We start from the raw sequence: 26,192 nt of genomic DNA on the forward strand, positions 1-26,192 counted from the left end.
TTATACCCCCATTAAACACTGTGAAAAAATTAACGTTTGTCGTAATTTTCGCAACGAATAAAAAAATGGGTATAAATGGAAGAAGTAACTAATATTACTGAGCATTCATCGTATGGAACTGATATCCGTGCACTGAATGAAATGATTCAAAAAGAAAGTGCATTTATCGATCTCCTTTTTATGGAAATGGATAAAGTAATTGTTGGGCAAAGGTATATGGTAGAGCGCCTGATGATCGGTTTGCTTGCCGATGGACACATCCTGTTGGAAGGTGTACCGGGACTGGCAAAAACATTGGCTATTAACACCCTGTCTAAAGCCATCGATGCAGGTTTCAGCAGAATTCAGTTTACACCAGATCTTTTACCGGCAGATTTGCTGGGAACAATGATCTACAACCAAAAGAAAGAAGAATTTATTGTTAGAAAAGGTCCATTGTTCTCTAACTTTATTTTGGCGGATGAGATTAATCGTGCACCGGCTAAAGTACAGAGTGCTTTATTGGAAGCGATGCAGGAGCGCCAGGTAACCATTGGCGATAATACTTTCCCATTGCCTAAGCCTTTTTTGGTACTTGCTACTCAAAACCCAATTGAGCAAGAGGGTACTTACCCGTTGCCAGAAGCGCAAGTAGACAGGTTTATGTTGAAGGTTGTGATTGGTTATCCTAAAAAGGAGGATGAGAAAAAGATCATGCGGGCAAATATTACACCTCAAGGTATGCCTAAGGCTAATGTAGTGATTCACACAGATGATATTTTGAGAGCAAGAAAGGTGGTTAGAGAAGTGTATATGGACGAGAAAATCGAACAATACATTATCGATATCGTTTTTGCGACACGTTTCCCTGCTGATTATAAATTGGCTGATTATAAGAATCTGATTAGTTTTGGTGCTTCGCCTCGTGCAAGTATCAATCTTGCCTTAGCTGCTAAAGCGTATGCTTTTATTAAAAGAAGAGGTTATGTAATCCCTGAAGATGTTAGGGCTGTTTGTCATGATGTATTGAGACATCGTATTGGGCTTACTTATGAGGCTGAAGCCGAAGATATCAATACGGAGACCATCATCACTGGAATACTAAATGCAGTAGAAGTTCCTTAGTATTATGGATACCAAAGACCTCTTAAAAAAAGTAAGGAAGATTGAGATCAAAACTCGTGGTTTAAGCAACCAGATCTTCTCAGGCGAATACCAATCGGCATTTAAAGGTCGTGGTATGGCCTTTAGCGAGGTGCGAGAATACCAGGTGGGAGATGAGATTCGTACCATCGACTGGAATGTAACTGCCCGTTTTAATCATCCTTATGTGAAGGTATTTGATGAAGAACGGGAAATGACAGTGATGTTGCTGGTGGATGTGAGTGGATCTAAGAATTTTGGAACACAGGTTCAGTTGAAGCAAGAATTGGCGACAGAACTATGCGCTGTACTTTCTTTTTCGGCCATACAGAATAATGATAAAGTTGGTGTGCTCTTTTTTAGCGATAAGGTAGAGAAATTTATCCCGCCAAAAAAAGGTCGAAGTCACATTCTGATGATCATTAGGGAGCTGATAGATTTTAAACCACAAAATAAGGGTACCAATGTGGCCGAAGGCTTAAGGTATTTTACCAGCGCTATCAAAAAAAGGTGTACTGCTTTTCTGATCTCAGATTTTATGAGCGGCCCTTTTGAAAATGAACTTAAAATTGCCAATCGTAAACATGACCTGGTTGCTTTAAGGTTATATGATATTCATGAAGAAGAGTTCCCTGATTTGGGATTGATTCCGGTGAAGGATGAAGAAAGTGGAGAAATTGAATGGATCAACACCAGTAGTAAGCAGGTACGTAATTCATTTAAGGCTGCGGCTTTGGAAAGGAATGGAAAGTTGGAAGATATGTTCAGAAAATCAGGGGTAGACTTTACCAAAATCGGGACGCATCAATCCTATATCAAGCCATTAATGACATTGTTTAAGAAAAGAGAAGCCAGAAGATAAGGGTATGAGACAATATTTTAATTTTAGCTGGTGCTTAATGCTGGCTTTGGCTGGCTTTACTTATTCAGCAAAAGCGCAGGACATTAGGGTAGAGGCTAAGCTAGACAAGACCACAATAGCGTTAGGAGATCAGACCAGATTACATTTGATTGTTCATTTGCCAGTTAATGGGCAGGTGGATTTTCCGGTGTTGGCAGATACCATTTCATCAAAAGTACAAATTGTTGAAATGGGTAAGACTGATACCATTGCCGATCAAAATAATCCAGGTGTAAAAACCATTAGCAGGCAATATACCATTACCTCTTTTGATGCGGGCTTACATATGATTCCTGCTTATACATTTGGTAGTAAGTCGGGAAATTTTAATACAGCTGCACTCCCCTTGGAGGTATTGGCTGTAAAGGTAGACACTACGAAGGCCATATATGATATTAAGGAACCTTTGGCGGTGTCTTATTCTTTTATGGACTGGCTTAGGGATAACTGGAAACTGGTGTTATTTGTGGCATTAGGGATCTTAGTAGTCGTTGGACTGATCTGGTACTTCATTAAAAAACGCAGAAATAAGCCTGCTAAAGTTGAAGCTCCTAAACCAATTGTTCCTTTGCATACCATCGCTTTAGACAAGCTGAATGCTTTGAAAAGCGAAAAATTATGGGAACAGGGCCAGATTAAACAGTACCATAGCGAGCTGACAGACATCATTAGGGAGTATTTGGAGAAAAGGTATGAAATCAATGCCCTGGAGCAAACATCTGAAGAGATCTTCGCTGGATTGCGCCATCTTGATATTTCGGAACAAAATACAAATAAGCTAAGGCAGATGTTGCTGCTTGCTGATTTGGTGAAGTTTGCCAAGGCAACACCATTGAACACAGATAATGAACAAAGTATGGAGAATGCAATCAGTTTTGTAATGAATACCAAAGCCGTTGTTGCTCCATTGACTGAAAATAAAGTACAAAATAAAGATAATGAATCTGTTTAGCGGAATTGAATTTGCCAATAAGGGTTTTTTCTGGCTCCTGATTATCATTCCTTTAATGATTGGTTGGTACATCTGGAGAAATAACAAACTTCAGGGGAGCCTGCGGATGTCAGCTTTAAAGGGTTTTTCATCCGGTAAAAAGAAGCGTAGTTATACTATTTTAAGGCATTACGGTATTGTTTTAAGGGTATTGGCATTGATCGTTTTGATTATTGCATTGGCAAGGCCTCAATCGGCTTTTAGTTGGCAAAACTCGACAACTGAGGGGATTGATATTGTAATTGCTACAGATATTTCTGGTAGTATGCTTGCGGAAGATTTGAAACCGAACCGCTTGGAAGCCGGTAAAAATATTGCGATAGACTTTATAAAAGACCGTCCGGAAGATCGAATAGGTCTGGTTATTTTTAGTGGGGAGAGCTTTACGCAGTGTCCGCTTACCATTGATCATGATGTGTTGATTAATTTGTTTAAGGACGTTAACAATGGAATGATTGAGGATGGAACTGCGATTGGAATGGGACTGGCAACAGCAGTGAACCGCTTAAAAGAGAGTGAAGCCAAGAGTAAGGTTGTGATTTTGTTGACGGATGGATCGAATACTACAGGTTCTATACCGCCAATGACTGCTGCCGAAATTGCTAAACAAATGAAGGTAAGGGTTTATACTGTTGGTGTGGGTACAAAAGGCTATGCGCCATATCCGGTAAAAACACCATTCGGGGTCGAGTATCAACAGGTTCCGGTTACCATTGATGAGGATGTATTGACTAAGATTGCTAACACTACTGGTGGAAAGTATTTCCGTGCTACTAATAATGAAAAACTAAAGCAGATTTATCAGCAAATAGATCAATTGGAAAAGGCAAAGATTGCGGTTACGCAATATCATAAAAAGACAGAGCGCTTTTTGCCTTTTGCTTTAATCGCCTTGGTGTTGTTGCTGGCTGAGTTTTTATTGAGAAATACAATTTTTAAAGGAGCTTTAACTTAAACAGATGCTACGTTTTGAACATATAGAATTTTTATGGGGCTTAGCAGCCGTTCCACTATTCATCCTGATCTTTTTATGGGTGCGTAGATGGAAAAGAAAAGCTTTATTGGCTTTTGGTGATCCACATACGGTAAGAAGGATGATGCCTGAGGTTTCGTTGAGTAGACCGGGTTTAAAGTTTGTATTGTACATATTGGCTTATGCTTCTTTGGTGGTCGGTATTGCCAATCCTCAGATAGGAACTAAAATGGAAGAGGCGAAAAAGGATGGTGCAGATTTGATGATTTTGTTGGATGTTTCGAACAGTATGTTGGCGGGTGATTTGGCCCCTAATAGACTGGAGAACGCCAAGCGTGCCATTTCGCAGTTGATTGATAATTTACATAACGATCGGATAGGGATTATCATTTTTGCTGGCGAGGCTTATGTTCAGTTGCCTATAACAACGGATTACTCTGCGGCTAAGTTGTTCTTGAATAACATTACTACTGATATTGTGCCAACACAGGGTACCGCGATTGGTGCTGCGATTGATATGGGGATGAAATCCTTTAATTTCGTGAATGGTACCAGTAAGGCGATGATTTTGATGACGGATGGTGAAAACCATGAGGATGATGCAGTTTCGGCAGCTAAAAGTGCGAGCGCCAAGGATGTAGCCATACATGTGATTGGTGTGGGATCAGCGGAGGGTGCGCCTGTGCCTATTTACAAGAATGGCAGACCGGTAGGTTTTCATACTGATGAGACTGGAAAAACGGTGGTGACGAAGTTGAACGAGGCGATGTGTAAGGAGATTTCGGAAGCCGGGAATGGTGTGTATGTGAGGGCTAGTAATGCCAATAGTGGTTTAAACATCGTGATGGATCAGGTAAATAAAATGGAAAAGAAAACGTACGACAGTAAGTCATTTAAAAACTATGAAGATAGGTTCCAGTTTTTCCTTGGATTATCTGTTTTGCTGTTGTTGCTAGAGTTTTTTATCTCCAACCGTAGAAACTTGAAATTAACTGAGTTGAATTTGTTTGAAGTGAGGTAGTTATGAAGCAATTGATCATTATTATATATATTGTATTACAAGGAGCTGTAGTTTTTGCACAGAAGGAGAAGAAATACATCCACAACGGCAATAAGCTATATCAGCAACAAAAATATGCGGAAGCTGAGGCAAGCTACCGGCAGTCGGTAGAGAAAACAAAGGAATCTGTAGCTGGTAATTTTAATTTGGGAGATGCTTTGTACAAGCAGAAGAAATTTGATAATGCTGCACAAAAATTTACGGAGATTGCATCCTCATCAGAAAACAAAGCGGTAAAGGCGCAAGCTTACCATAATTTGGGTAATTCTTTGTTGGAAAATAAAAAGCTGGAAGAGAGTATTGAGGCCTATAAAAAATCTTTGATCAATAATCCTAAAGATGATCAGACGCGGTATAATCTGGCTTATGCTCAGGAAAAATTGAAGCAGCAACAGCAGCAGGATAAGAACAATAAGGATAAAAATAAAGACAAGAAAGATCAGGATAAGAAGGACCAGAATAAAGATCAGAAGGACCAGAATAAAGATCAGAAGGACAAGGATAAGCAGAATAAGGATAAGAAAGATCAGGATAAAAAGGACCAGGATAAAGATCAAAAAGACAAAAACAAGAAGGATCAGGACAAAAAAGATCAGCAGGGGCAACAGCCACAGCCAGATAAGTTGTCTAAAGAGGACGCTGAAAGGATGTTGGAGGCCTTGAAAAATGAAGAGAAAAATACCCAGGATAAGTTGAAAAACAAAAAAGCAAAAGGGGTAAAGGGACGTATTGTTAAAGACTGGTAAAAGGGGTATTATATAATGAAAATGAGATATTATTTATTGTCGATACTGCTTTTATGGTCGACCATTGGTTTAGGCCAGATAAAGGTTACTGCATCAGTAAGTTCTAATCAGGTGGCAACTGGTGAGCAGTTTGAGATTACTTTTTCAACTACTGGAAATCCGGAATCATTTGATCCACCTGCATTTAACGGGTTTGAGGTAGTTGGTGGGCCTAATCAATCGTCCAGTTTCAGTTCTGTCAATGGAACTACAACGGCAAGCATTTCTGTAAGCTATGTGCTGATTGGAGTTAAAGAAGGGGAGTATGCTATTGGGCCAGCAAGTATGGTGGTCAATGGTAAGGCCTATAAATCTAACGGCGTAAAAATAAAGGTAACAAAGGGAAGAGCTGTTCCTCAGCAGTCGGGACAATCGGCTCAAGGAGGTCAGAGGGGCGCAGTGCCTACTGGCAATTCTGCTGACCTTTCGAAGCGGTTGTTTTTGAGAGCAATCGCCAGTAAAACGAATGTTTACCAGGGCGAGCAAATTGCGGTTACTTATAAGCTATATGCGAATATCGCCATTGTTGGCAATGAGCCTGAGAAATTACCAGATTTCAACGGATTTTGGAGTCAGGAGATTAAAAATGGCAGTCAGAGTGTGGAATGGAAAGAGGAAGTTTACAACGGGACCAGATATCATGTCGGAGTACTAAAAGAGATTATTTTATTCCCGGAACGTTTTGGAAAGCTAACGCTTGATCCTTTGATTATGAATTTTGTGGTGCGTAAAAATGTGCCATCCAATGATCCTATTGAGCAATTTTTTGGTGGTGGTTCTTATGAGGATGTGAAGTATAAAGTGAAAAGTGCACCTGTAACCATTAATGTAAAAGCCCTGCCTGATGCTGGTAAGCCTGAGGGTTTTGAAGGTGCTGTAGGTACTTTTGCAATTGGTGCTGCGATTGATAAATCATCGGTTAAAGCAAATGAAGCGGTTAATTATACACTCAAAATAACGGGCTCTGGTAATTTGAAGCTCTTGAAAGCACCTACTGTGAATTTTCCTGCAGATCTGGAGAAGTATGATCCGAAAATCACAGATCATCTAACTGAAAGCTTGAATGGTGTTTCTGGAAGCAGGGAGTTCAGTTATTTGCTTATTCCAAGACATGAAGGGAATTATACTATTGAACCTTTAAAATTCTCCTATTTTAATCCTGCTACCCAAAAGTATGTGACCTTAACTGCGGGACCTTTTAATTTAAAAGTCGCTAAAGGTGCTCCGGGGTCGAATGTTACAGCTTATGCTTCGGGTAACCAGAAGGACATTAAAATGTTGGCAAAAGATATCGCTTACATTAAAACGAGTACATCAGGTTTACATAAAAAGGGTAGTTCTTTTTACGGATCGGCAGCTTACTACAGTTTACTTTGTTTAGGTCCTTTGCTGTTTATTGGTGCCTTGGCTTATCGTAAACGATATAGAGATAATAACAGAGATCAGGTGAAGGTAAAGGGTAGAAATGCCAATAAAATTGCGGCTAAACATTTGGCGAGTGCAAAGAAACAATTGCTGGCTGGAGATAAAAAGTTATTTTATCAAGATGTTTATAAAGGACTATACCAATACCTGAGTGATAAGTTTAATATTCCTGCTGCGGAATTGAATAAGGATAATATCAGTGAGCAGCTAAATGCGGCTGGCATCGCAATGCCATTAATCAGTCAACTCACAGAGACACTGGATTTGTGCGAAATGGCACGGTATGCTCCTGTCTCTGGAATTTCAGATCAGGAAGTATTTGATAAAGCTAAAAGTATCATTAATGACATCGAAGAGCATGGGTAACCTTTTGAAATATAGTTTGTATGTATGGCTATTACTGTTGGCCATCCCATTTTGCGTAACAGCAAAGGAGATCAATGCTGAGACATTTCTCCAGCAGGGGAATGAGGCTTATGCAAGGAATCGTTTTGAGGATGCTGCAGCGGCTTATAAGCAGGTATTGGATGCGGGCTATGAATCTGCGCCAGTTTATTTTAACCTGGGGAATGCGCAATATAAGTTGGCCGAAATGCCTGCTGCAATTTTAAACTATGAAAAGGCATTGAAGTTGGCACCGGGTGACGCAGATATTAAGCTGAACTTACAGTTGGCAAACCTTAAAATAACGGATAGAATCGAAGAGATACCTGAGTTTTTTCTGAGCAAATGGTGGAAAGGATTTATCTTATTCTTTTCTCTAAGTACCTTATCTGTATTTACAATTGTGTGCTTTATTGCAGGCTTTATTTTGCTCATCGCTTATCTGTTTTTGATTTCCGTTTGGCCGAAAAAGATGGCCTTTTATACTGGGATAACTGTGCTTTCCTTAGGCTTGATCTTTCGAGCGATGTCTAGTGTACAATCAGATTACCTGGATGGCAATCCGCAGGGGATCGTTTTTAGTGGCGCTGTTGATGTAAAAAGCGGTCCTGATGGACAGCAGAAAACATTGTTTGTGATCCATGAAGGTACAAAAGTGAGTATTTTGGAACGGAATAATAATTGGGCAAAGGTCGTGTTGGCCAATGGCAATGGGGGATGGATAAAATTGATGGATATTAAGGAAATATAAGAGGATTATATGGCACAGTCACCTACAAAACAAACGCAGTTATTCCCATCAAACTTTGCTTTTTTAAATAAGCTAAAAAATCATAATGACAGGGATTGGTTCAATGCCAATAAAGAGGAGTTTCAAGATGAACAGCAAATGGTAACAGCTTTTGCAGAAGCGTTATTACAAGAGCTCAATACTCACGATGTGATAGAAACTCCTTCGGGTGCAAAAAGTGTGTATCGCATTTATAGGGATACCCGTTTCTCTAAAGATAAGACACCTTATAAGACGTATTGGAGTGGAAGCTTTAAGCGGGCGACCAAATACCGTAGGGGTGGTTATTACTTTCATATCGAACCGGGCAACAGTTTTATTGGTGGTGGGTTTTGGGGACCAAATGCTGATGATCTGAAGCTGATTCGAGAAGATATTTCATTTGATTCGGCGCCTATGAGAAAAATCTTAAATAGCGAGTCATTTATTTCATCTTTTGAAAAATTAAAAGGAGAGCAACTAAAGACTACACCTAAAGGTTTCGATGCAAATTCTGAGGCTATAGATCTCTTACGGTATAAGCAGTTTCTGCTGATCCGAAAGTTTTCTGATGAAGCTGTTTTAAGTTCAGGCTTTCTAAAAGAAGCAAGTCAGACCTTTAAAGATATGCGTCCATTTTTGGACTATATGAGTGAAGTACTGACTACTGATATCAACGGATTGAGCATATAATACTATCGGCCAGTCTACGGCTTTGTTACTTTGCTTACTTTTCTCTTACGGTTGGTCTTTTTAATGGCAGGTGCGGGTGCTGGCTGAGTGAGTTTTCTGATATAGATGTGCTTAACATTTGCTTTCCCACTTTCTCTTTCGTCTACTTCAAATCGGTTGGTGCTTTTTATTAAAGGTAGCAATTTAGAAAAGCCATAATTTCTAGAGTCAAAATCCGGTTTTTTCTTCATCATCAGATTGCCGAAATCTCCAAGATAAGCCCACCCATCTTCATCTGCCAGGTCAGTAATACTATCTGCGAAGAGTCTAATAATTCCGGGGTCAACTTTGCTCAAAGGCTGCATTTCGGGAGTTTTAGTACTTGTAGTAGTTTGGATTGTACTGTTGTCTTCCGCAGGCATTTGTTTTGGTTTTAGAATTTCAATGTAGATGAATTTATCACAAGCCGTGATAAAAGGAGTTAATGTTTTCTTTTCACCAATACCAATTACCTTCATGCCAGCTTCTCGAAGTCTGGTTGCTAATCTGGTGAAATCACTGTCGCTAGAGACAATGCAGAAGCCGTCAACTTTACCAGTATAAAGGATATCCATGGCATCGATGATCAGCGCACTATCACTAGCATTTTTACCACTGGAGTAACTGTATTGTTGAATGGGAGTGATGGCATTCTCTAGTAGTACCTTTTTCCATCCCGAAACAGTCGGTTTGGTCCAATCAGCATAGATTCTTTTAAAGGTTGGGGTGCCATATTTGGCTATTTCCTCAAACATTTCCTTGACGTTGGCATAAGGTACATTGTCTGCATCGATCAGTACTGCGAGTTTCAGATCTTTCTCGTTTTTCATAAGCCTTGTGCTGGTGATTTTATTAAAGATAAGCAAACATAAACAGAAAAATATTAGTTCCACTAAATCCGGATATCGGATTTAATAAAGGCTACAATACTTCGGGCGTATGGCTAACGACAAATTGATTCTTTAAAGCTTCCTGAAGGGATAGCTCAAACCATTCGTATTTCAGTACGCCTTTAGCTTCTACTTTTCCTTTCAATAAAAAGAGTGAAGACTTTATAATGGGTGGAAATCCAGAGGGGTAAGTACGAATAAAATGCCTATTTTCGATATTCCGAAATCAATTTGTCAGTATGATGGAAAACCACAAGTATGCGAATAACTATTTGACAACCTATATATAACCAAAATGAACCAACTAATTCCTAGAAGGACTGCTATACGAAACCTTTTAATCATTGCCGGAGGCGCAATGGTCTTACCTGCTTGTTATAGCAAGTCGGGAAAACCGACAATACAACTAAATAATTTGAGCTTAACGGAAGAGGATGAGTTGTTTCTTGAAGCACTTTGTGAAACACTTGTGCCGGAAACTGACAGTCCGGGCGCTAAAAGTCTCAAATTGCATTTGTTTGTAATGAAAATGGTGGATGACTGTTACAAAACGGAGGATCAGCAAATGTTTATCAGAGGCCTGAAGGAATTCGATGATTTTGTAAAAGAAAAAGTTAGTAAATCTTTTGTAAAAGCTTCAATTCCTGAGCGTGAGGAGTTGTTAAAAAGCATCCAGCAGGATAAAGAAAAGAACAATGCAATTTATAAATTTTATGAGATCACCAAAAGCAAAACAATTCAGGGGTATTTAAACTCAGAATATGTGATGACAAATCTGGTCAAGTATGAACTTGTACCAGGTCGTTACAATGGTCATTTTCCGGCATAATTGGTAATTAAGATTTTTTTATAAAGAATAGAAATATGGCGAATATCGCAATAGACAGCATAAAAGAAAGAACATTTGATGCTATAGTTATCGGTTCTGGCATTAGTGGAGGCTGGGCCGCTAAAGAGTTTACTGAAAAAGGTTTAAAGACATTGGTTTTGGAGCGGGGTAGAAATGTGGAGCACATCAAAGATTATCCCACTACCAATAAGTTTCCCTATGAGTTTGAGCATCGCAACGAAATGCCGCTTAAAGATAAGGAAGCGAACCCTATCGCCAACCGCTGTTATGCCTATCATGAAGATTCACAACATTTTTTTGTAAAAGATAAGGAGCATCCATATGTGGAGGAAAAGCCTTTCGACTGGATTCGTGGTTACCAGGTAGGAGGCAAGTCGTTACTTTGGGCAAGACAAACCCAGCGTTGGAGCGACTTTGATTTTGAAGGACCTGCACGTGATGGTTTCAGTGTTGACTGGCCAATCCGGTATAAAGATATCGCATCCTGGTATACCTATGTAGAACGTTTTGCCGGTATTTCAGGGAATAAAGATGGATTAGCAGAATTACCTGATGGGGACTTCTTACCTGCATTTCCGCTGAATGCTGCAGAAAACCATTTCAAGGAAGTGATTAAGGGAAAATATGCCAATAGGCATGTAATTAGTGCACGATGTGCACATTTGTCTAAACCCAATCAAATTCATTTTGATCAAGGACGAGGGCAATGTCAAAATCGTATCCTTTGTCAACGTGGTTGCCCATTTGGCGGCTATTTTAGTAGCAATGCTTCTACATTGCCTTGGGCTCAAAAGACAGGAAACTTAACATTGAGGCCATTATCGGTAGTCCATTCGATTATTTATGATTCAAAAAAGGGCAAAGCAACGGGGGTAAAAGTGATTGATACAACCACCAAAGAGGAAATTGATTTTTACGCCGATGTAATATTTGTGAATGCTTCAGCCATAAATACCAATCTCATTTTGCTGAATTCAGTTTCTGATCGTTTTGAGAATGGTTTGGGGAATGATTCTGGATTGCTGGGTAAATACGTGGCTTTTCATAATTATACCGCAGTAATTACTGCTGAATTTGATGGTGAACTTGAATACAAGACCGACGGCCGTAATCCCGCGGGTGGGGGGTATATTCCGCGTTTTAGAAATGTGCATCAGCAGGAAACTGACTTTTTAAGGGGATATGCTGCTGCTTTTAGTGCAAGACGTAAGGAATGGAACGATACGGATGGCGTTGGGGAAGATCTGAAAAAGCACCTGTTAAAAAAGGAGTTGGGTCCCTGGAAAGTCGGATCGCATATGATGGGAGAAACAATTCCAAAAGAGAGTAATTATGTAAAACTGGATTCCAGTTTAAAGGATGCTTGGGGCGTTCCTCAACTGCGTATATCTATTGATTATGATGATAATGATCGTAAAATGAGGGCAGATTATTTTGAGCAGATGAAGGATATGTACGAATCTGCCGGTTTTACAAATATTGAAACCCGTAATGACGACAGAAGGCCAGGTAATGATATTCATGAGATGGGGGGTGTGCGTATGGGGAAAGATCCAAAGACATCACTCTTAAATGAATGGAATCAATTGCACAGCTGTAAAAATGTATTTGTGACCGATGGAGCCTGCATGACATCTACCGGTACACAAAATCCATCTTTAACCTATATGGCTTTAACAGCACGGGCTTGCGATTATGCTGTAGCCCAATTAAAAAAAGGTAATATTTAATTATTTGGTTGATAAATAAAATGCTTGTTGCTGATTTTATATGATTCATAAAATCAGCAACTCATTTAATTATTCTTCCCGGTCGAGGACATGTTTGATTTTATTCGCGTTCTCCATCAACTCCGTAAGATAAGCCCAGTTTTCTTTTTCAATACAAGATTTGAATTTTCGGAGCTGAGTAATGTGTTCGTTTAGTACATCGAGCACATTTTCTTTGTTCTGTTTAAATATGGGCATCCACATCGCAGGACTACTTTTTGCTAGCCTTACCGTGCTTTCGAAACCCGCACTGGCCAGTTCAAATATGGCATTTTCTTCTTTCTCTTTTTCCAGTACGGTGTTGGCCAAAGCAAAGGACGTTATATGAGAGATATGGCTGACATAGGCCACGTGGACATCGTGATCCTTTCCCTCCATATACACATTATACATGCCTAGTAAAGTGTATAAATGTTCGACTGTTGCCAATGCATCCTTATCACTTTCTGTAGCATTGCAAATCACATTTGCCCTACCATCAAAGGCATCTTCTGTTGCAGCTTCCGGTCCACTGAATTCTGTACCCCACATCGGGTGTGTGGCAATATAGCGCCCCCTTTTAGCATGTCCTTTTACTGCGTCCAATAAAGACATTTTAGTGGAGCCGGTATCCAGTACAATCTGATGTTTTACCTGATCAAGCACCAGTGGTAATAATGTAGCACAAGCACTTACCGGGGCACTCAGTATAATGAGGTCGCTGTTGGCAATTGCGTCGTCTAGATTGGTTATTTCATCTACAATTCCTAGTTCAAGTGCCTTTAGTGTATGTGCCTCCTGGTTGTCCACTCCAAATACTTTAGTGGCAAAGCCTTTTTGCTTTAACACCAATGCCATGGAACCACCAATAAGTCCGAGACCGACTACTGCTATCTTCATTTTTTAAATATAATTATTAATATAAGCGCTATTTATGTTATTTACTGATTCGGGTTATCGCTTGTTCAAACCTGGATAGGTCGCCACAAAGACTGATCCTGATGTATCTATTACCCTGGCTACCGAATATGCCGCCGGGGGTCAGGAAAACGTTTGATCCATAAAGGATTTCATCGCTAAGGGCATAGCCATCTTCATAACGATCAGGAATTTTTGCCCAAACAAATAAACCAACCTGTTTAAGCGAATAGCTACAACCCAGGATATCTAATATACGGTATACTTGTTCTCTTCTTTCGGCATAGATGCTATTGATATGGCTATACCATTCAGGGCCGAGACTTAATGCTTTTGCTGCCGCCATTTGTAGGGGCTGGAACATACCACTATCCATATTACTCTTGAACCTTAATACTTCTTCAATCCGTTCTTTCGATCCGCAAAGCATACCAATCCGCCAACCGGCCATATTGTGCGATTTGCTTAAAGAGTTTAATTCCAGAACTACTTCTTTAGCACCAGGTGCTTTCAAAAGACTTACTGGATTGTCATTCAGGATGAAACTATAAGGGTTATCATGCACTAGTAGGATCTGGTTTTCTTTTGCAAAGCGTACCAGGTTTTCAAATAAATCTGGGCCCATTTGCTGTCCCGTGGGCATATGTGGATAATTCACAAACATCAGCTTTACCTTGCTCAGATCCCTTGCTGCTAATGACTCCAAGTCAGGGTACCAGTTTCGCTCTTCCTGTAAAAGGTAACTCACTGGTTTGCCACCTGCCAGTTTAACCGCACTGCTGTAAGTGGGATAACCAGGGTCAGGGATCAATGCTTCGTCCCCCTCATTCAGATAGGTCATACAAATATGCATGATGCCTTCTTTTGAACCGATTAATGGTAATACTTCAGTATCAGGATCCAGTGATACCTGGTACCAGCGTTGATACCAATCTGTAAACGCTTGTCGCAATGCGGGGATACCTTTGTAGCCTTGATAACCGTGTACTCCAGGTTTTGCTGCTTCTTCCTGCAATGTCTTAATCACATCAGGATGTGGTGGAAGATCAGGACTGCCAATACCTAAGTTAATGATGTTTTTACCTTCTTTATTCAGGGAATCAATCTCCCGCAGTTTTTGGGAGAAATAGTATTCACTAATCCCATCAAGTCTCTTCGCAATCACACTCATGATACGTTAATTTTGGTTTGTTTATTGGTTTGATGAAATCAAATATAAAAAACCTTTTTTAAGGGCAAACTTACACTTCAACTAAATCTTCTATTTTTATTTGAAGTTTAGGGTTATTCAGTTTAGCTATAGTATTTTTTACCTTGATGATTGTTTGAGCACTTAAGGTTGTTGGCACGAGTTGTTCCATGCTTATGCCTAAAAGTTTATGAATAAGGATCAGATCATTTAAGGTAAAAGGGTTTATTCCATTGATAAGTTCAGACATATAAGTCTCGCTGGTATGACCTAAAATAATTCCTAGCTGTTTTTGGGTAAGCCCTTTCTCTTTAAGTTTGAGTTTGACTGATTGTTTGCGATGCTGGTAAAACTTATTTTCACATTCAGCAATTTGTTCTGCTAAATCGTTTTCTTCTACCAGTTGTTCGGTGATTTCAGCATTAACCCAATGCTTATCTTCATAAGCCATGATTATATCATGTAGTTGATTTCTTTCTTCAGCTAATTCCGGATGCTTTTTAATGAGTACTCTTAGCTTGCGGTTGATGATTGAAGCCCTTTCAAATTCAAGTTCTGAGCTAAGAAAACCTTTTTGTAGTATTTTTTTTAAACCAATTTGTACGTCCATCTTCATATGTTTTAAATCCAACTGTTATCACTTAAATACTTTTTAACCATACTTTTTGTGTTTTTAAAAACTCTTTCATAATTATCATGCGTACCAGCCCACACAATGGTTGCTTTTCCATCATCATTTAACTGAATTAAGACTAGTGCACGATGAACATTAATATCAAAAAAATAGAAACCATCTGTATGTACCTGGTCGGCATCTGATCTATCGGCTCTTATTTCTTCTTTTGTTTTCCAATTCTTCTCTTCTATAGTTAAAATCAGCTCGTCTATGGCTTTGCATAATTTTAGATTGCCTTGATTTTTAAACTTTAGCTTTAGGAGTACTTTCTTTCCAGTAACTCTCATGCTATAAAACAAATATATGTATAAACTTCGGAATTAATCCGAATTATGGATGCTTTGTTATTTTTTTCTTGGCAGCTGATGGTTTGGTAATCATTCGTTTGGTTAGCTTGCATAATTTATTCTTTTATAAAATTATTAATCTTGCAAGTCTATACCATTACGTAGTTACGTTGGTTAGAATTTGGTGTTTAATTGTGGCTAATTCGCCATAATTAAAAGTTGGGGTGTGGATTTTCCCTGTGGCATTTAATGCCTTTTTGACTAAATTGCGCCCATTATGACAGAAAACGAATTTTTAGTATACTGCCAAGGTCAGGTTTCTGGCGCGCTAAAAGACGAAGATATTGTGCTGATGTTAACAGCCTGGGGAAGTATTAAATATACACAAGGCTATAACAAGGCATTAGAAGATAATGGGGTAGTAAAGGAAGATAAATAATTCCTCCTCATTACTACTATTCAAAAGATAAGCTCATCTTGCTGTAACCCAAACCAGTTAAAATGGGCTTCAGTATATTTAGAGCATTTGTACGGGTTTGTTGGAGGATGTCAGACTTACGGACTTCTTCATCGATTTGTTTTTCCGCGCTTTTATAAGCTTCATCAACCAAGTCAGCTTCTCTGAAAAAGGCCATTTTGGTATCGTAAACCTTTGATGATTTATGATCTATCTTGATATAGCAAATCTCCGGTTGAGGTAGTTTTAAAACAGCCGAATCTCCGTAAACCTGAATATGTTCTGCTTTAACCTTTGCCAGGTCAATACAACCAACAACATCCGCTTTAATGATTAATAATACGCTTGCATCTGGCAAAAAGGGGGTTTTGTTTTTATGCTCTAACACATCGCTGATGCGGTATTTTACCAATTCCAGTTTTCCCATTGATTCTACCCGCTCCACTAAAAGCTGATGATTACTTTCTACTGTGGTTTTTAAGGTGAATTTTGCTGCCACGAACCAGCCAATAAATCCGAGAACGGCCAGAATTGCTAATACTTTAAATATTTTAACCATGTTTTAAGCTACCCAATTTATAGGCCAAATTTTTTATGTTACAAAAATAATACTTCTGCGCTTGCTTTGTAAGCCGAATTAATGAATTCTTACTCGCCTAATTGGCAATTAACCTTTTTGTATTCACCGCTTAATATTAAGCTAAAATTACACAACATCATGTATTGTGTACTCGATATTTTTACTTGACCAAGTATAAATCTATTCTATGAAAAGGAATCTCTCTCCCAAATTATTTCTCTTTGCTTGTATATTGTTAACTACGATTGCTTGTGGCAAGAAAAAAGATGTAGGTAATAAAAAAAGGCCATTTCTGATTTTGTCAGAAATGGTCTTTTGAGAATTTATACTAATGTTTTTTCGGCTGATAGTGATAATTCATAATCAGCAAAGAATTCATCAAATTTTGCTCTGCTTATTCCAGGCATACAGATCACATGACTCATACCGTCTTCGGTAGCAAGCTGCCATTTTACCTTTAAAGCTAGTGAAGGCGCTGGGAAGACTACTGTTAGGGCAGAAGGATTGCACCAGGCATTAACACCCATTTCTTTAAATCGGTTCAATACATATTGTGCGGTCTCCAGACTTTCAATAGCACGTTGTTTTAAACCTTCGATACCCAGTTTTTTAATGGCATACCACATAAATATCGGGCTATGGCCATTCCTGCTTCCAGTAATTGTGGTATCTACGGTACCGATATATGGAATCGCTTTACCAATGCGTTCCTTATAATTTTTCTTAACCAAAACTACACCACATGGGATCGGAGAGCCAATAAATTTGTGCCCGCTTATGGCTAAACTATCGCAACCATGTGCAAAATCAAAACCAGGTTCAAGATTTAACAATGCACTGTAAGTTCCAGCTAAGGCAGCATCGCAATGAATGTATTGGTTTTTTACAGCCAACGAAGCTAGCGTTTGTTTGATGCGAGCTAAATCATCCTTTGCTTCAGTCATCGTGGTACCAATATTGGCTAAAATAATGACTGGTTTATCCCGGTTCATTTGCACCATTTGGCGTAGATCCTCATAGTCCATTTCTCCGTTTTCCTGTTTACGGATTACGATGCTCTGGCAATTCAGCAATTGAATGTTTTTTTGTACGCTATAATGGGTGGCCTCCGAATAGTAAACTACACCATTTGGATAAAGTTCCCGAGCTACATATAGACCATAAAGGTTTCCTTCCGAACCACCATTGGTTACGTATCCCCACCAATTGTCTGTCGGCGCATGAAATAGATCCGCAAAAAATTGGAGTACCTCTTGCTCAAGAGATCTTGAATTTAAGTCATAAGTTGATTCTACCTGTGGATCGCCAACATTGTTTAAAGGAAGCTTTAATAATGGGTAAAGCTCAGAGTAGTCAAAATCCTGGGCTATAGGATAGCCTATAAAGTATTCAGAACGCTCTTTCGCCTTTTCCATATAGGCCATTAATCTTTCATTATCAGGTTTTTTTAACATTGTTCTTTATGATTTGGTATTGCAAAATTGAATAATTGTAGATTAATTATCTATGAATATAGAAAAATCAGGAAATATATCTTTTTGTAAGTGTTTTGTCAGGTCAAATGACTTATTTTGTTCTTTAAAACCTCATTTAAAGGAAATACTATGGCAACGGCATTAGACCAAATGGACACTAAAATCTTAAATCTGCTGCAAAGAGATTCCTCTCTGCATGTAAAAGAAATTGCATCAAGAATAGGACTGAGCCAATCACCAACCTATGAGCGTATTAAAAAATTGGAGAATGAGGGTTTTATTGATAAGTACGTTGCCTTGGTAAATCGGGAGAAACTAGGCAAGCATTTGATGGTTATTTGTACAGTTACACTTAAAGAGCAATCAATTGTTGCTTTGAAGGAATTTGAGCAGTCTATCATTAAATTTAAAGAGGTACTGGAAGTAATGTGTATTGCAGGAAGTAGCGATTACATTTTAAAAATAGCTGTTGAAGATGTAAATACCTATCATACGTTTGTAATTGAGCAATTATCATCTATTGCGAATATCTCTAAACTGAGTAGTAATTTTGTACTTAAAGAACTTAAAAAAGATACGGCGATAGAGATAGGGTAGCTCAGGAGCCGAAAAAAGGAGTGGCATTTTCTTCTACACATTTAACGGCATATAAGTAAAGAGCGGCAGACCAGGTTTGCCAGTCTTGCCCCATCGGTTCTCCTGTTTGTGCTTTATACCATTCGTTAAAACCGTATTCTAATTCTTTGTTACTGGATTTTTTGATCAAATCAGTAAGCGCATAAAGTTTCTCTTTTGCCAGATGATGTTTGCCTGCTGCTACCAAAGCTGCAATGTGGAAGGCAGAAATAAAAGGCCAAATACCGCCATTATGATAGTCCCCTGGCTTGTTGTAGGCCTCGTAACGTGGAATCCAATCGGCATCGCCAGGCAAAATAAAGGGAAAGAAATTAGGCGACAAGGGAACTACTAAATCGCCGATATCTCTCATTAGATTGCACTGTTCTTCTATCCAGGATGCCATATGCTCAGCTCTGGTACGTGATGCTAGGCCGGATAACATGGCGATGCTGTTTCCTAAAAGGTCAAACCTTTCACTGCTGTATATTTTGTACGACCATAATGCGTAATAGGGTTTACGTTTCACAACCATACCTTCGTGACGATGATGTGGATTCGAACTTTCGGTAATGGTGAAATGCTCCATAGCGACTTTTAGTTTATGCGCACGCTCATGGTAGCCCAACATGCTCAGATAAGCGAATGCTGTTGCATTTACAAACAGACCAAAACCAAGCACCCATTGTTCATCCCGCCAATCACTGGTTGGCTGTTGTGCAATCAAATAATCATCACTCGGACTTTGGTATTCCATCCAGGTCAATGCTTTCTGAACCGAAATCTCCAGAAAATCTTTCTCACCGGTAAATTTCCTGAAAATACCCACCGCTAGTAAAAATAGGGGCGTAGTATCAGTTGCACCACGGTTTTCGGGGTCATGTACCATGGAGGGGATGTGTCCTCTTAAAGACTGGTTTTTTGATAAAGTTTCCAGTGATTTTCTGATGGAAGCCGTTAATTTCGCATTGTCCGAAACGGCTATCCCAAATATGGAAAGCATTAAATCTCTTGTATAAGGTTCAGGGTATCCCCAACCTGCCGTCCGCGGAAGACCATGATACGGTCCTTTCGAATTGTGAAGAAGTACCTCTATAGCTGCAGTCCTTGCTTTTTCTATTTCCTGCCAGTTTTTAGTGCTCATAATCAATAGATTTAATATATGTCTAGTCTTTTATTTATGATTTCGATGAAGCGCTTAGCCACGATACGGTAATCGAAATGATTTAAAGCCCTTTGTCGACCCGCTTCTCCCATTTGCTTCCGAAGGTTAGGATTGGTCATTAATTTGATCAGACTCTCCTTAATGTCATTCACATCAGCACGGTAATCCACTATTCTTGGCTCATCAAAAACTATTCGTTTGCTTTCTTCAAAGCCAGATTCTGTACCAAGGGTAACTTCGTTAATTACTATTTTTTGATTTACACTTGCCATAAAAGCTGTTTCTCCATGTATTAGTGTATCCAACATTCCCATCGCATTAATTCCAATTACCGGTTTAGCACATGCACCAGCTTCAACCTGAAGCATTCCAAAACCTTCCAGACGGGAGGGGGCTGCGTAGATATCGCAAGCTCCAAGAAGAAAAGGCACAAAATCTCTGGATATAATGCTAGTAGGGAAGGAGACATTTTTACCGATCCCGAGCTGTTGGGCGAGTTCTATATCTAAGTGGTTCTGAATGATCGTTCGTGGTTGCGGCCATACCTTGCAGACATATTTCCAATCTGACAATGGGATTCCTGTTACCGCTAGTGCTTCCATCACCTCTCTTCCACCTTTAGAGGCGGCATCTCCGCCAATAGTGAGGATCACTTGCTGTTCCGGACTTATCCCTAAAGCTTCTCTTACGGCTAATACTTTGGGATGATTTTTAGGATATGGTTTAAAATTTTCTGTATCACATCCCACAGGGAGCACTTCAATATTGTCTCCTTTGATCCCATCGCGGATATACATTTCCTTTACCCAATTAGAGGTCACTAAAATCAAAGGTAGTTCATTTAAAACATCCTGATAATTGGCAATATAACCATCTGCAACAAGCCATGGAACACCTTGAATGCCATGTTTACGTGGATGTAGAACTAGTTGAGGGGTGTGTCCCCAGTAACCCGTGCCTACAACAATATCCGGTTTGAACCAATTGTAGTACCATTCTTTTTCCAGTGTCGATTCAACGTGAGCCGCATGGGCATCTACACCATTTGCCAGTAAACCTTTGTAAAGCAAGTCGCCCTGTGTGGCCAGTCCGCCAGGAGTAGGCGGATAATCATACAATACGAGTACCTTCATAATATTTGGTTCCTTTCAAGCCATTTTAAAGCCTCTTTTTTATGGGTGAATTTCCAGAATGCCTCAGCTTTTGGGGTCGCTTTTGCCTCCCAGCTGTCCTGTTCAAAACCGTATATTTTTGTTATTAGCTCGTATTTTGTATTCCACAGGTCATTAGGCAGATCAAAATAAAGACCGGTTGTTTTTAATGCTTGCGGAAAATACATTCTGTTGCCATCTTCGTAAGCAAATACCCAGATTTCCTTGCTTGATAATTTGCGTTCGTACCATAGGTTTAATACTGTCGTTCCAATCTCTTCATGGCGTAAATGTCTGGTGTATTCGCCAGAAGGATTATGGGTTATAATTAGGTCGTAATTTACATTTGGGAGTAGTTTCAGTAGTATTCGTGCAATTTCTTGTTTATCCTGTGGAATTTGCGCCGGGCCATCATCCAAATCGCCCATAGCCCCCTTTGCATGGAAGACTGTTAAGGCTTTGTGGAATTTTGGTGCCCTGTTGGGATCGGATTTTCTGCACAGACAAGCGATAAAATATTCCCATTCGGGGTGGGTCAATAAGGTTCCTCCGGCCCATAAAACTTCATCGTCAGGGTGTGCTACAATAACAGCTACCTTTTTTGTCTTCTTCTCATTGATCGCTTCAGGCTTCATTATATCAATTAGTTAGTTTACATCGTAATATTTGCTAGATGTGGATATAACATGATAAAACTCGTTAAGTTTGAACGATATGTTTTCTGGCTTTTAAAATTGAAAAATAAAAAAGGGGAAATCGTTAAGATTTCCCCTTGTAGATAGGATTGGCTTATTGCCAAAGCCCTGATTGTGTTTTTTGAATTAATTCATGCGCATTGCAGGAATAGACTTTTTTGTCAACTTTTCAAATCCTAAAGCATAACTCTCAAATTCAGCAGTAATCTTTTCCATTAAAGCTTTCTTTCCTTCAGCATTGCCTTTGATTTTGGCTTTCCAATTGATTTCGCACTTTGCATCCTTATCCTTGGTGAAAACACAAATTTCTGCTTCTTTAATACCTTTAGGTAACGATTCCGTACCCAGTTGGATCACCATAAACTTGTATTGCTTATCCACCTGCTTAATGGTTTCTTTACGCATAGTCCCATCTGCAAAAGTAACTTCTCTTTCAACTGGAAAGTTGGCATCAGTAACAACTATCGCAGTTGCATAGCCATTAGAAGCCTTCTGAAGCAATTCAGCTTTATTTAGAATATCCCAAGCCTCATCTTGCGGCATGCTGATAGTAGCGTCTTTATTAACGTCATAGGTTACTTTTTGCGCAGCCTCCATTTGAGCTTTCGCTGTAACCACTGATAAACCAGTTAATAACAATAGTGATAATACGATCTTCTTCATAATTACATTCCAAATATTTTTTTCATGGCTTTATCTAACGATTCTCCACGAACATTTTTCTCTACAATTTTTCCTTCTTTATCAACCACCACCAGGTAAGGGATGCCACTGAATAGGTAAGATGCCATTACTGGTTTAGATTCTTGAGCATTGATTTGTGGCCATGCCATTTTCTCTTCAGCCATTGCCTTTTTCCAGGCTTCTGGTTTCGCGTCTACTGATACAGATAAAATCTCTAGACCTTTATCTTTGTATTTTTTGTAAACTTCTTTCAAGTGAGGAATTTCCTGGCGACAAGGACCACACCATGAGGCCCAGAAATCGATAATCAGGTATTTACCTTTAAAATCTTTAGGACTCATTTTTTTACCATTTACATCAGGGAAAGAAAAGTCAGGTGTTTTTTGACCATCGGCAATTTTAGCCGTTTGGGCCATGTTGTCAAGTATTTCTTTTTTCTTGTCTTTAGCCTGTGTTAACCAAGGGTATTTTTTAGTCAGATTGTCCAATGTAGACATCAGCAATTCACCATCTCTTTTCCAACTCAAACCATTTAAGGCGTAAAGAACGGCCGGTTGGTTTTTGTATTTATTGATGATGTATTTGGTACGGATATTTGCCTCTTTATTAATACGGTCAAAACCATCCTTCATATAATTTATCCAAAGCGTATCCTTAGAAAGACCTGCTTTCCATTGCTCCTGACCAACAGCAATCATCTGCTGATAGTTAAGGTAATTAACAAGATTGACATCATTGATGAGATCATTATCGGCCGAAGTATTTTCCATATAGATGTATGGAGGGTTTTTGATCTTCATTTTTGCGGTATCAATACCTCTTACATTCACATGGATATTGTCTTTGTCCGCCCAAAAATCGATGCGGTCAAAGTAATATACGCGTACCTGGTAAAAATCAGGGTTATCTGCGGGTACTTTAAAAGAGAAATTATTGTTGGCATCAACTTTAGTACTATCTATCGCTTTAAATGCTTTTTTAAAACCTTCTCCTTCATATTTCCCCAGGTAGATAGGGTATTTGTTTTCTGTATCCGGAAACTGAACCTTACCGGTAAAAGTTACGGTTTTTCCTTTTTGGGCAAAGCTGCTGCTTACCATTAACAACGCGGCAATTGCCAGTGTTAAACCTTTTTTAATCATGGTGTTTTTGTATTTATTATAAGTTGTTTTTTAATCTTTCATCATTGGAGGGGTCATCTGCCCTTTCTGGGATGCTTCTTTCCTCAGGTCTTGTGCTTTAGTAGCCATTAATTCCGCTTCAGCAGTTTTACCTTGTTTTTTTAGTGTTCTTTTTCTAAGATCTGCCAGTTGGATATTAGCAAATAGGTTAGGGTTACTGCTTTCTACCTGATCTGCCCAGCTTAAGGCATGTTTATAGTATTGTGCAGGAGCTGCGGTTACTAAATCATTAGCCGCACCAATTACAAAACCAGCTTTATTTTTAAAATCCGAATCTTCCCAAACTGCATATACTTTTGCTATAAACTTGTCCCATTTGCTTGTCGCCGCAAATTCAATAAGCTCCAGTTGAGCAAGCATTGGTTTTGAGTAATCAGTTCCATTGCTTAACAATTTCCTTATGGCCGTAGCTTTTTCAGTGGCAGCCTTTAGATCAGTCTTCTTTTCGTAGGCTCTTTTAATGGCGTATACAGATGAGCTCATTGTTCTCTGGAAATATGCGTTCACTTTTTCAGCGCCATATTTCTTTTCTAGCTCAGCTTTATTGCTATATAAATAAGCAAAAGACTGAGCTGCTGGGTTATTCAGATGTTTTAATGCAAGATTCCAATTATTAGCTTCCATTAAAGATGCTTTTGGAAGCCCATCGAAATATACTTTTGCTACAGCACCCATTTTATCAGCTTCGTAAGCTTTATCAAGTGCTTCCATATAAGCCAAAGCAGTAGCTTCCGAATGATCGCCGCTGTTGAATTTTTTTGCCAGTCCAAATGCCGTGCTTCCTGGGTTTAAAGCTTTTTTTGCTTCCTCCATAAATTCTGGAGCAGACATACTACCCACGATTTTGTGTACTACCTCTCCGTCACCATTAATAAACAGGTAAGTAGGGTAGGCGCTTACCTCAAATTTATCTTTTAATGCAGGGCCTTCACCTTTTTCCATATCGTACTTAACATTTAAGAAAGTTTGGTTAAATAGATCGGCTACGTTGTCTTTAGTAAAAACATCTTTAGCCATCATTTTACATGGCCCACACCAAGTGGTATAGGCATCGAAAAAGATAATCTTTTTCTCTTTTTTGGCTGTGGCCAGCTGAGTTTTCCAGTCGGCTTCCTTAAACGAGATCTCGCGGTTTTGAGCAGTTGCCCCGGTCAAAATACCGAGGCTTAGTGCTAATGTTAATAAATTGCGTTTCATATCTAATAAATAGTTAGGTGGTTACTAATTTTTATTGTGTTTTAGAATTCATCCGTCCAGGGCACCTTAACATCACTGAGCGCATTCTATTTACCTGATCGAGGGTGATGGAGTTATGGGCGCTTGGATAGCGATTGTCATCCATTGCATTCTCAAGAAAGAACTTTTCCCCATTTATTGCTGTTTGAATGTTAGTTGTAAGATCAGAGCCAGTACCTACATACTCGGGTGTATCCTGACAAAAATCAGAGTAAAGGCGACCAGCAGCAAAATATGTTGAAAATAAACCGTAGAAGCTACCAATAGAATTGAAAATTTCAATTCTACGCTCGAAACCTGGTCTGTATACTGTATTTGGCATAAAAACCGTTGCTGCTTGAAAAGTTGTCACGAAATCATCTGCATTCGTAGCAATTGCGGTAACACCAGGTATCAGTATTTCGCCTGGTCCCGCGGCTAACTGTTTTGCCGGAGCTAAATTCCCCGCACCACTACTAGAACCATATGGAAATATGTTGACGTTTAAGTATGTTTTTGGATTCCAGATAAACTTGGCCGTATTTTTATTGATGTAATCAACAAAATCAGCTAAGACAATTGTTGGTGCCGTAGGGGTCACTTTGATTTCATCACTGTAAACAATCCTGTCATAGCCCGGGAATTGTAAAGTTTGCCCGGCTACATTTTTAGCCGCTAGTCTGAACTCGATATTAGCTGCCGCACCATTTGGTGCATTACCTACTTTATTGTTGATGATGTCATTCATAATTTTCAAGCCATTTACTATATCTGAATAATTTGTAGGCTGAAAAGAAGAAAGATCATAAGCCACATTAGTAGGGTTTAATTCCCATACATGGAAAATTACATCAACATATAACGTTGGTAAAACCGGTGGAGTAGCCCTTATGGTTACTTCCTTTACCGGCGATTTGATGTTACCCACCTGAGCATAAAATCTAAGTTTAGACCCTGCAACCGCAGTTGAAGTATTGAAGGTTAACCCGATTTCTTTATTGGTAGTTTCTTCGTAAATTTTAACCGTTCCTACAGGTAGTTTTCTATAGTCAAACAATTGTTTAACCACACTGCCATCGGATTTTTTGACGTCTTTATAGGTTTCTACAATAAATTTTAAGGTGGCCTTACCATCTGCAATCAGCATGTTGGTACCAGCAGAAAAGACAATAGAATTAACATCCTCCGCATTAAACTCTACCATTTTATAATCAAATTCACTTTGTTTACAGCCCGAAAAGCATACCACAGTGCTTATGATTGCGCTTGTAATAAAATTTTTAATATTCATCTTC

27 protein-coding genes are annotated in these 26,192 nt (G+C 39.1%); 13 read left to right on the forward strand and 14 right to left on the reverse strand.

The window, feature by feature from the left end:
• Window positions 1-75: 75 nt before the first annotated feature.
• The 9 genes from EZ444_RS16675 to EZ444_RS16715 are packed head-to-tail and all read left to right on the forward strand — an operon-like array spanning window position 76 to window position 9,103.
• On the forward strand, window positions 76-1,104 hold the full coding sequence (locus EZ444_RS16675; protein WP_131610290.1) for an AAA family ATPase: 1,029 nt from the start codon (window positions 76-78) through the stop codon (window positions 1,102-1,104).
• 4 nt (window positions 1,105-1,108) lie between these two features.
• A complete protein-coding gene (locus EZ444_RS16680) occupies window positions 1,109-1,984 on the forward strand; it encodes a DUF58 domain-containing protein (RefSeq protein WP_169472267.1) in 876 nt (291 codons plus the stop codon).
• Between the two features lie 4 nt (window positions 1,985-1,988).
• The gene (locus tag EZ444_RS16685) at window positions 1,989-2,975 is read left to right on the forward strand and encodes a BatD family protein (RefSeq protein WP_131610292.1); all 987 of its coding nucleotides are present in this window, start codon (window positions 1,989-1,991) and stop codon (window positions 2,973-2,975) included.
• On the forward strand, window positions 2,962-3,969 hold the full coding sequence (locus tag EZ444_RS16690; protein ID WP_205945288.1) for a vWA domain-containing protein: 1,008 nt from the start codon (window positions 2,962-2,964) through the stop codon (window positions 3,967-3,969). The genes EZ444_RS16685 and EZ444_RS16690 overlap by 14 nt, the downstream gene beginning before the upstream one ends.
• A gap of 4 nt (window positions 3,970-3,973) precedes the next feature.
• The gene (locus EZ444_RS16695; RefSeq protein ID WP_131610293.1) at window positions 3,974-5,008 is read left to right on the forward strand and encodes a vWA domain-containing protein; all 1,035 of its coding nucleotides are present in this window, start codon (window positions 3,974-3,976) and stop codon (window positions 5,006-5,008) included.
• A 2-nt stretch (window positions 5,009-5,010) separates the two neighbouring features.
• Window positions 5,011-5,793 (forward strand): tetratricopeptide repeat protein, encoded by a 783-nt coding sequence (locus tag EZ444_RS16700; protein WP_131610294.1) that lies wholly within the window; start codon window positions 5,011-5,013, stop codon window positions 5,791-5,793.
• Between the two features lie 21 nt (window positions 5,794-5,814).
• Window positions 5,815-7,623 (forward strand): BatD family protein, encoded by a 1,809-nt coding sequence (locus EZ444_RS16705; protein ID WP_225874752.1) that lies wholly within the window; start codon window positions 5,815-5,817, stop codon window positions 7,621-7,623.
• A complete protein-coding gene (locus EZ444_RS16710; RefSeq protein ID WP_225874753.1) occupies window positions 7,601-8,392 on the forward strand; it encodes an SH3 domain-containing protein in 792 nt (263 codons plus the stop codon). Before EZ444_RS16705 ends, EZ444_RS16710 begins: the two co-directional genes overlap by 23 nt.
• A gap of 9 nt (window positions 8,393-8,401) precedes the next feature.
• Entirely contained in the window at window positions 8,402-9,103 is a 702-nt protein-coding gene (locus EZ444_RS16715; protein ID WP_131610296.1) for a DUF2461 domain-containing protein, read from the forward strand.
• Between the two features lie 14 nt (window positions 9,104-9,117).
• Here EZ444_RS16715 and EZ444_RS16720 read toward each other — a convergent pair whose 3' ends face one another.
• Window positions 9,118-9,951 carry an NYN domain-containing protein gene (locus EZ444_RS16720; protein ID WP_131610297.1) on the reverse strand — a complete coding sequence of 278 codons (834 nt, stop codon included), beginning with the start codon at window positions 9,949-9,951 and terminating at the stop codon, window positions 9,118-9,120.
• Window positions 9,952-10,306: 355 nt separating this feature from the next.
• On the opposite strand from EZ444_RS16720, the gene EZ444_RS16725 reads away from it, so the two are divergent.
• Complete coding sequence (locus EZ444_RS16725) at window positions 10,307-10,840, forward strand: gluconate 2-dehydrogenase subunit 3 family protein (protein WP_225874754.1); 534 nt, start codon at window positions 10,307-10,309, stop codon at window positions 10,838-10,840.
• 35 nt (window positions 10,841-10,875) lie between these two features.
• Entirely contained in the window at window positions 10,876-12,591 is a 1,716-nt protein-coding gene (locus tag EZ444_RS16730; protein WP_131610298.1) for a GMC oxidoreductase, read from the forward strand.
• A gap of 69 nt (window positions 12,592-12,660) precedes the next feature.
• Here EZ444_RS16730 and EZ444_RS16735 read toward each other — a convergent pair whose 3' ends face one another.
• From EZ444_RS16735 to EZ444_RS16750, 4 genes are all read right to left on the reverse strand, one after another.
• On the reverse strand, window positions 12,661-13,509 hold the full coding sequence (locus EZ444_RS16735) for a prephenate dehydrogenase (RefSeq protein WP_131610299.1): 849 nt from the start codon (window positions 13,507-13,509) through the stop codon (window positions 12,661-12,663).
• A gap of 37 nt (window positions 13,510-13,546) precedes the next feature.
• The gene (locus EZ444_RS16740; RefSeq protein ID WP_131610300.1) at window positions 13,547-14,698 is read right to left on the reverse strand and encodes a pyridoxal phosphate-dependent aminotransferase; all 1,152 of its coding nucleotides are present in this window, start codon (window positions 14,696-14,698) and stop codon (window positions 13,547-13,549) included.
• A 70-nt stretch (window positions 14,699-14,768) separates the two neighbouring features.
• Window positions 14,769-15,326: a helix-turn-helix domain-containing protein gene (locus tag EZ444_RS16745; RefSeq protein ID WP_205945289.1), complete on the reverse strand. Its 558-nt coding sequence runs from the start codon at window positions 15,324-15,326 to the stop codon at window positions 14,769-14,771.
• Window positions 15,327-15,337: 11 nt separating this feature from the next.
• Window positions 15,338-15,679 (reverse strand): type II toxin-antitoxin system HigB family toxin, encoded by a 342-nt coding sequence (locus EZ444_RS16750; RefSeq protein ID WP_131610302.1) that lies wholly within the window; start codon window positions 15,677-15,679, stop codon window positions 15,338-15,340.
• 277 nt (window positions 15,680-15,956) lie between these two features.
• Here EZ444_RS16750 and EZ444_RS27250 point away from each other — a divergent pair, with 277 nt between their 5' ends.
• A complete protein-coding gene (locus EZ444_RS27250) occupies window positions 15,957-16,118 on the forward strand; it encodes a hypothetical protein (RefSeq protein ID WP_165503638.1) in 162 nt (53 codons plus the stop codon).
• A gap of 16 nt (window positions 16,119-16,134) precedes the next feature.
• Here EZ444_RS27250 and EZ444_RS16755 read toward each other — a convergent pair whose 3' ends face one another.
• Both EZ444_RS16755 and EZ444_RS16760 read right to left on the reverse strand, forming a co-directional pair.
• Entirely contained in the window at window positions 16,135-16,695 is a 561-nt protein-coding gene (locus tag EZ444_RS16755) for a DUF4230 domain-containing protein (protein ID WP_131610303.1), read from the reverse strand.
• A gap of 344 nt (window positions 16,696-17,039) precedes the next feature.
• A complete protein-coding gene (locus tag EZ444_RS16760) occupies window positions 17,040-18,170 on the reverse strand; it encodes a histidine decarboxylase (protein WP_131610304.1) in 1,131 nt (376 codons plus the stop codon).
• A 150-nt stretch (window positions 18,171-18,320) separates the two neighbouring features.
• Between EZ444_RS16760 and EZ444_RS16765 the strand changes: the two genes are divergently transcribed.
• Entirely contained in the window at window positions 18,321-18,788 is a 468-nt protein-coding gene (locus tag EZ444_RS16765) for an Lrp/AsnC family transcriptional regulator (protein WP_131610305.1), read from the forward strand.
• Between the two features lies 1 nt (window position 18,789).
• Here the strand turns inward: EZ444_RS16765 and EZ444_RS16770 are convergent, their stop codons facing one another.
• The 7 genes from EZ444_RS16770 to EZ444_RS16800 all read right to left on the reverse strand — a co-directional run bounded on the left by EZ444_RS16770 (window position 18,790) and on the right by EZ444_RS16800 (window position 26,188).
• The gene (locus EZ444_RS16770; RefSeq protein WP_131610306.1) at window positions 18,790-19,950 is read right to left on the reverse strand and encodes a glycoside hydrolase 100 family protein; all 1,161 of its coding nucleotides are present in this window, start codon (window positions 19,948-19,950) and stop codon (window positions 18,790-18,792) included.
• 11 nt (window positions 19,951-19,961) lie between these two features.
• Window positions 19,962-21,104: a glycosyltransferase family 4 protein gene (locus EZ444_RS16775; protein ID WP_131610307.1), complete on the reverse strand. Its 1,143-nt coding sequence runs from the start codon at window positions 21,102-21,104 to the stop codon at window positions 19,962-19,964.
• Window positions 21,101-21,757 carry a PIG-L deacetylase family protein gene (locus EZ444_RS16780; protein ID WP_165503639.1) on the reverse strand — a complete coding sequence of 219 codons (657 nt, stop codon included), beginning with the start codon at window positions 21,755-21,757 and terminating at the stop codon, window positions 21,101-21,103. The genes EZ444_RS16775 and EZ444_RS16780 overlap by 4 nt, the downstream gene beginning before the upstream one ends.
• 186 nt (window positions 21,758-21,943) lie before the next feature.
• A complete protein-coding gene (locus EZ444_RS16785; protein ID WP_131610308.1) occupies window positions 21,944-22,480 on the reverse strand; it encodes an SRPBCC family protein in 537 nt (178 codons plus the stop codon).
• Window positions 22,481-22,482: 2 nt separating this feature from the next.
• Window positions 22,483-23,643 (reverse strand): TlpA family protein disulfide reductase, encoded by a 1,161-nt coding sequence (locus tag EZ444_RS16790; protein ID WP_131610309.1) that lies wholly within the window; start codon window positions 23,641-23,643, stop codon window positions 22,483-22,485.
• Window positions 23,644-23,673: 30 nt separating this feature from the next.
• Window positions 23,674-24,879 carry a thioredoxin family protein gene (locus tag EZ444_RS16795; protein ID WP_131610310.1) on the reverse strand — a complete coding sequence of 402 codons (1,206 nt, stop codon included), beginning with the start codon at window positions 24,877-24,879 and terminating at the stop codon, window positions 23,674-23,676.
• Between the two features lie 31 nt (window positions 24,880-24,910).
• Window positions 24,911-26,188, reverse strand: a complete 1,278-nt coding sequence (locus tag EZ444_RS16800; protein ID WP_165503640.1) for a M43 family zinc metalloprotease — start codon at window positions 26,186-26,188, stop codon at window positions 24,911-24,913.
• Window positions 26,189-26,192: the final 4 nt, after the last annotated feature.

The sequence above is a fragment of the Pedobacter hiemivivus genome, from assembly GCF_004331685.1.
In the GTDB taxonomy this organism is placed as follows: domain Bacteria; phylum Bacteroidota; class Bacteroidia; order Sphingobacteriales; family Sphingobacteriaceae; genus Pedobacter; species Pedobacter hiemivivus.